Raw genomic sequence first — 2,261 nt, 5'->3', positions numbered from 1 at the left:
CACATAGGCAATATGCTCGCCCTTCGGCCCCAGCTTCGGCGTCAATTCGCCGCCCTTGGTGCCCTCAACCTTGCGTACGGAACCGTCCAGCCCGGCAAGGAACAGGTCGCCATCCACCGGCACCAGCACTGACTTGCCGTCTGCACTCCATTCATAGGACACGATGCCCTTCAGATCGCCGATGCGCTGCCGCTCACGCTGCATCTTCTCGGCTTCCGAAAGCTGGCGCCCAGAGGACAGCTTGAGCGAATCCACCAGCATCTTCCATTCGCTGGTCTGGCGGTCGAATCCCCACAGGTCGTACCGCTCCCGATCGTCGGCACGGTTCTTGAGCAGCGTCAGATAACGGCCATCGGGCGAAAGCTTCACCGCGCGCGGCGTTGGCCCGTTCAGGCTGGGGCTGGCGAACACGCGCTCGAAAGTCAGCGCAGCGGCATCGACAGGCGCGGGGGCAGCGGCAGGCGCAGTCATCTGGGTTCCCTGTTGGGCAAGCGCAGGCGTAGTGACAACAGCGGTCAGCGCGCAGGCGGCGAGCAGGCGGAAGTGGCGCATGGTGTTTCGGTATCCTCTGGCCCGTGCCGTGGCCGGGCATGTTCGCAATGCCCCTTGGGTGGCCCGAAATGGTTGCGTATGAAAGCAAAAAAGGCGCCCCGGCTCTGAGCCAGGACGCCTTTCTTAACACGTTAGCCGTGTTGCGGCGTTGCTCAGGCCTTGGTGACCTTACGCTCAGCAATACGCGCCGATTTACCGGTGCGGCCACGAAGATAGTAGAGCTTCGCACGACGCACGACACCACGGCGCACCACGGTAATCGAATCGATGTTGGGCGAATAGAGCGGGAACACGCGCTCCACACCTTCGCCGAACGAAATCTTGCGAACGGTGAAGTTCGAGCCAAGGCCACGGTTCGAACGCGCGATGCACACGCCTTCGTAAGCCTGAACGCGGGTGCGTTCGCCTTCGACGACGCGCACGCCAACGCGGACGGTGTCGCCTGCGCGGAAGTCTGGAATTTCCTTCTTCGCCTTGAATTCGGCGATGGCTTCAGCTTCAAGCTGCTGAATCAGGTTCATTTTCAATCGTCCTGCACTTCACGCTGCGCGCCAGAGGCAGACTGGACCCGAACGCCGATGTGGCGCTCCCAAAGGTCCGGCCTGCGTAACCGTGTATCGTTCTCGGACTTTGACTTGCGCCAAGCCGCGATCTTCGCATGATCCCCCGATCGCAGCACTTCAGGGATCGTGCGCCCTTCCCACTCAGCAGGTCGGGTATAGTGCGGGTATTCAAGGAGACCGTTCTCGAACGACTCCTCATGCCCGCTAGAAGCCGCGCCCATTACGCCGGGAAGCAGCCGAATGCAAGCGTCGAGCAGCATCAAAGCCGCACATTCGCCACCCGACAATACGATGTCCCCGACCGAGACTTCCTCGACCTCGCGACCGTCGAAAATCCGCTCGTCAAAACCTTCGAACCGCCCACATAGAACGATCACCCCCGGCCCGTCCGCAAGCTCCCGCACCCGCTCCTGCGTCAGCGGCTTGCCGCGCGGCGTCATGGCGATCACCGGGCAGCCCGGATGGGCATCCCGCGCATAATCTATGGCCTTGGCGAGCACATCCACGCGCAAAACCATCCCCGCCCCGCCACCGGCCGGCGTGTCGTCAACGGTCCTATGCTTGTCGATAGCAAAGTCGCGGATCTGCACCGCATCCATCGCCCACCTCCCTTCGCGCAACGCCCGCCCGGCAAGGCTGACGCCCAGCGGACCGGGGAACATTTCGGGGTAAAGGGTCAGGACGGTGGCGGCGAAGGTCACTGATCCACCCAGCCCGCCTCAATCAATATCCGCTCGTCGGTCCATTCCGGCACGGCTTGCGGCCTCATCGGCACCATGAACTTCTTGCCATCGGGCTTGCGGACTTCAATCACGTCGCCCGCGCCGAAATTCTCCACGCCAACGCATGCGCCCAGTGCCTCGCCTTCGGTCGAAACTGCGGGCAGGCCAATCAGGTCGGCGTGATAGTATTCGCCATCCGCCAGCGCAGGCAGCGACGATCGGGGCACAGTCAGCGCCGTGCCACGCAACTTTTCCGCCGCCGTGCGATCCGCCACTTCGGCAAAGCGGGCAATCGCCCCGCCCTTGCCGTCGTCCTTCAGCTTCACGACGGTCAGTGAAGAATCGTTGAAAGCGCGGTAGCTCTTGAGAGCCACCACGCCTTCACCGAACAGCTTCAAGCGGACCTCGCCCGCCACTCCATGCG

The 2,261-nt window shown here is 62.9% G+C and carries 3 protein-coding genes and 1 pseudogene; all 4 read right to left on the bottom strand.

From position 1 onward, the window contains the following. Positions 1-552: pseudogene (locus ACOVQ0_RS17975) on the bottom strand (S9 family peptidase); the annotation flags it as partial. Between the two features lie 152 nt (positions 553-704). Then, on the bottom strand, positions 705-1,073 hold the full coding sequence (rplS, locus tag ACOVQ0_RS17970) for a 50S ribosomal protein L19 (protein WP_011445066.1): 369 nt from the start codon (positions 1,071-1,073) through the stop codon (positions 705-707). A 2-nt stretch (positions 1,074-1,075) separates the two neighbouring features. Further along, on the bottom strand, positions 1,076-1,816 hold the full coding sequence (gene trmD / locus ACOVQ0_RS17965) for a tRNA (guanosine(37)-N1)-methyltransferase TrmD (RefSeq protein WP_421887661.1): 741 nt from the start codon (positions 1,814-1,816) through the stop codon (positions 1,076-1,078). Beyond that, the coding region (gene rimM, locus ACOVQ0_RS17960) for a ribosome maturation factor RimM (protein WP_421887657.1) at positions 1,813-2,261 on the bottom strand (449 nt) is incomplete at its 5' end. The genes rimM and trmD, both read right to left, overlap by 4 nt.

This window comes from Novosphingobium sp. (assembly GCF_049240505.1).
Taxonomy (GTDB): domain Bacteria; phylum Pseudomonadota; class Alphaproteobacteria; order Sphingomonadales; family Sphingomonadaceae; genus Novosphingobium.
Note: the sequence above shows the minus strand (reverse complement) of the source record. Positions and strands in the feature narration are given on the sequence as shown.